We start from the raw sequence: 2,862 nt of genomic DNA on the forward strand, positions 1-2,862 counted from the left end.
CCGGTGGCCGGCGTGGCCGGTCTCGGGCCGGCGGCCGCCGCGCTGGCCGCCGCCACCCGGGAGCGGCTCGCTGCCGGGGCCGGACTGCGCGCCGCGGCCGACCCGCGGACCCTGGTGGTCCTCGGTGACCCCGACGACCTGCCGTGGGCGGCGGGCGTCCGCTACCTCGGCTGGGACGGCGGCGTCCTGGTCCCGACCACCGCCCGCCCCCGGCCGGCCGCCGCGCTCTGGCGGGACGCCCTGACCTCGGACGCCCTGACCCCGGACGCGCCGTCACCGCAGGCGCCGCGCCTGGTCGTCCTGCTGCAGGAGGCCGCGCTGATCACCGAGCTGCCGACCCGCCCGGCCGACCCGGCGGCGCTCGACCGGGTGACCGGCCTCGACGAGGACGGGAACGGATGAGCTCCGAGGTGACCGCCGTGGTGACCGCCGAGGCGCCCCCCGCGGCGACCGCGACGGCGTCCGCCGCGGCGTCGGCCGGTCGGCTGCCCGCCGACCTCGCTCCCTGGGCCGGCGGCCTGTCCGCGCTGACCCCCGCCCTGGCGCTGGCCCTCGGCCCGATGGTGCGCCGGATCGACGGGCTGGTCGCCGAGCGCGAACCGCGCGCCGCCGAGCTGGGCGAGCCGGACGGCTACGGCGGCCTGGCCCGCGCCGGCCGACCGGACCAGCTGCTGCCGTCCCAGTGGCTGCTCGCCGACGAACTGCCCGAGGAGTTCCTGCGCCGCCACCTCAGCGGTGAACTGCTCTACCTCGCCCCCGAGCGTCGCCGGACCAGCCGACGCGGCCGCCTCGCCGTGCTGGTCGACACCGGCCCGGGCGCCGCCGGCGCGGTCCGGCTGGTGCACCTCGCCGCCCTGGTCGTGCTGCACCGCCGGGCCGCCGTCCGCGGTTCGGAGCTGGTGGTCGGCATCCTCGGCGACCCGCCCGGGCACTGGCTGACCGGAGAGCTGCCCGAGCTGCTCCCGAGCTGGCTGGAGGCCCGCCGCGCCGTCGACCCGGACGCCGCTTCGGTCGCCCGCGCCCACACGGCGCTGGACGCACCCGACGAGGCCTGGCTGCTCACCACCCCCGCCCTCGCTGCCGAGCTGCCCGGCCACCGCTGCACGCTCACCGCCGAACCCGGCGGCTGGAGCGCCGCCGGCGCCACCCGGGTCCGGGTCACCCTCGGCCCGACGGCGACCGAACTGCGGCTGCCGGCACCGGAGATCGCCGTCCGTGCGCTGCGCGGCGCCGAGTTCCGCCGGACCCCGGAGCAGCGGGCGGCCTCGGTCGACGCGGCGCGCCTGCCCGTCTTCAACAGCCTCGCGCCGGCCCTGCTGGCCCGCGGCACGACCACCGCCCACCTGGTGGTGACCAGGCTCAGCCCCGGTCACGCGATGCAGCCCGGCCGGCCGCGCACCCACGGCTTCGGCGGGCCGGTCGTCGCGGCCGCCCAACTCGGGCGCCGGCTGATCGCACTGCTGGCCAGGGGCGACCGGCTGGAGGTCCGGGTGATCGGCCGCCCGCTCGCCCCGAGCTCCTGGGTCCCGGTGCACCGGGAGTGGTTCGGCCTGGACCGCGGTCAACTGGACGCGCTGCTCGAGCGCCCCGTGCTCCCACTGACCTACCGGGACGGCCTCCTCTCGGTGCCGCTCGCCGGCCGGTGGTGGTCGATCGCCCCGACCGGCGAGGCCGCGGACACCGGACCCTGTGCCGCCGCCACCGCAGGGCGGGCCGGGTTCGACTGGTCGCGCGAGCCCCGGCTGTACGGCGGTGAGCTTCCGGCTGCCGTCGAGCGCGCGGACCAGGTGGTCTTCGCCCAGGACGCCGTCGCCTGGACGCGGAACGGCGAGCACTGGCAGATCCGGTGCCGCGAGGGCGGGGACGCCGAGCTGGTGGTTCCGGCCGGCGCGGAGGTGATCGGCCTGGTCCGCCAGGCCGAGACCGTCGCGCTGCTCACCTGCTCCGCCAAGGGCCTGCTGCTGCGCAGCGTGCGGCCCGACGGCACCCGCACCCTGAGCAGCCTGTCCGGCGGCACCAGCCGGCCGGTCGTCCACCCGGGCCTGCCGCTGGTCGCGACCGAGTCGCACGCCGGCCGGACCCTGGTCGGCGACGCCCTCACCGGCCAGATCCACCTGCGCATCGGGAGGACGACGTGAACGCTACGGCGGCCGGGGCTCACCGGGCCCGGGTGACGGCCTCCGCCTTCCTCCTGGACGTTCCGCTCATCGGCGTCGCCGAGGCCGTCGAGCGGGTCCTGGGGCACTGGCAGGACGGCGCCCGGCTGTCCGAACTCCCCTGTGGCTCCTGGCTGTTGCAGCTGGCCGAACCCGTCGAGCTGCGGGCCGACCACGGGCCCGGCCTGCCGCTGCTCGCCCGCGGCGGTGCGCTGGTCGCCTTCGACGCCCAGGACGAGCCCGCGGAGACGGGCCAGCTGGTCCGCCGCCGCGGCGGCACGGTCGAACGCCACGGTCTCGCCGGGCTGCGGCGGCTCCGGCCCGCCGAGTGGCTCAACCTCGAAGTGCTGACGATCCGTCAACTCGCGGTGTTGGATGCCACCCCGGACCCACAGCCGCCGCTCGACGCGGTCCTGGAGCGCCCCCGGCCCGACCTGCGGGCGACGGCCGGCGTGCGGCCCGCCTCCCCGCGTCTGCGGCGAACCCTGGCCCGCGGCCCGCGGGCCGGCGTCCTGGCCACCACGCTCGGGGTGCTGCGGACGGCACTCCCGTTCGTCCCCGCCCTCGCCCTGCTGGGTAGGTTCGGTTGGCTGTGCACCACCATCGGACCGGTGGCCGCGGCGCCGCTGCTCATGCTGGTGGCCGTCGTCGCCCTCGCCGGGGCCGTATTCGGCATCGGCGGGGGTGCGGCGGCGGCCACCAGCAG

3 protein-coding genes are annotated in these 2,862 nt (G+C 78.4%); all 3 read left to right on the forward strand.

Annotated elements, in window-relative coordinates:
* Window positions 1-402, forward strand: a 402-nt coding sequence (locus tag ACQRUO_RS39160; RefSeq protein ID WP_428320958.1) for a hypothetical protein, incomplete at its 5' end; no start/stop codon positions are given.
* Entirely contained in the window at window positions 399-2,138 is a 1,740-nt protein-coding gene (locus tag ACQRUO_RS39165; protein WP_428320959.1) for a hypothetical protein, read from the forward strand. The genes ACQRUO_RS39160 and ACQRUO_RS39165, both read left to right, overlap by 4 nt.
* The coding region (locus ACQRUO_RS39170) for a bpX6 domain-containing protein (RefSeq protein ID WP_428320960.1) at window positions 2,135-2,862 on the forward strand (728 nt) is incomplete at its 3' end. The genes ACQRUO_RS39165 and ACQRUO_RS39170, both read left to right, overlap by 4 nt.

The sequence above is a fragment of the Kitasatospora sp. LaBMicrA B282 genome, from assembly GCF_050325825.1.
GTDB lineage: Bacteria > Actinomycetota > Actinomycetes > Streptomycetales > Streptomycetaceae > Kitasatospora.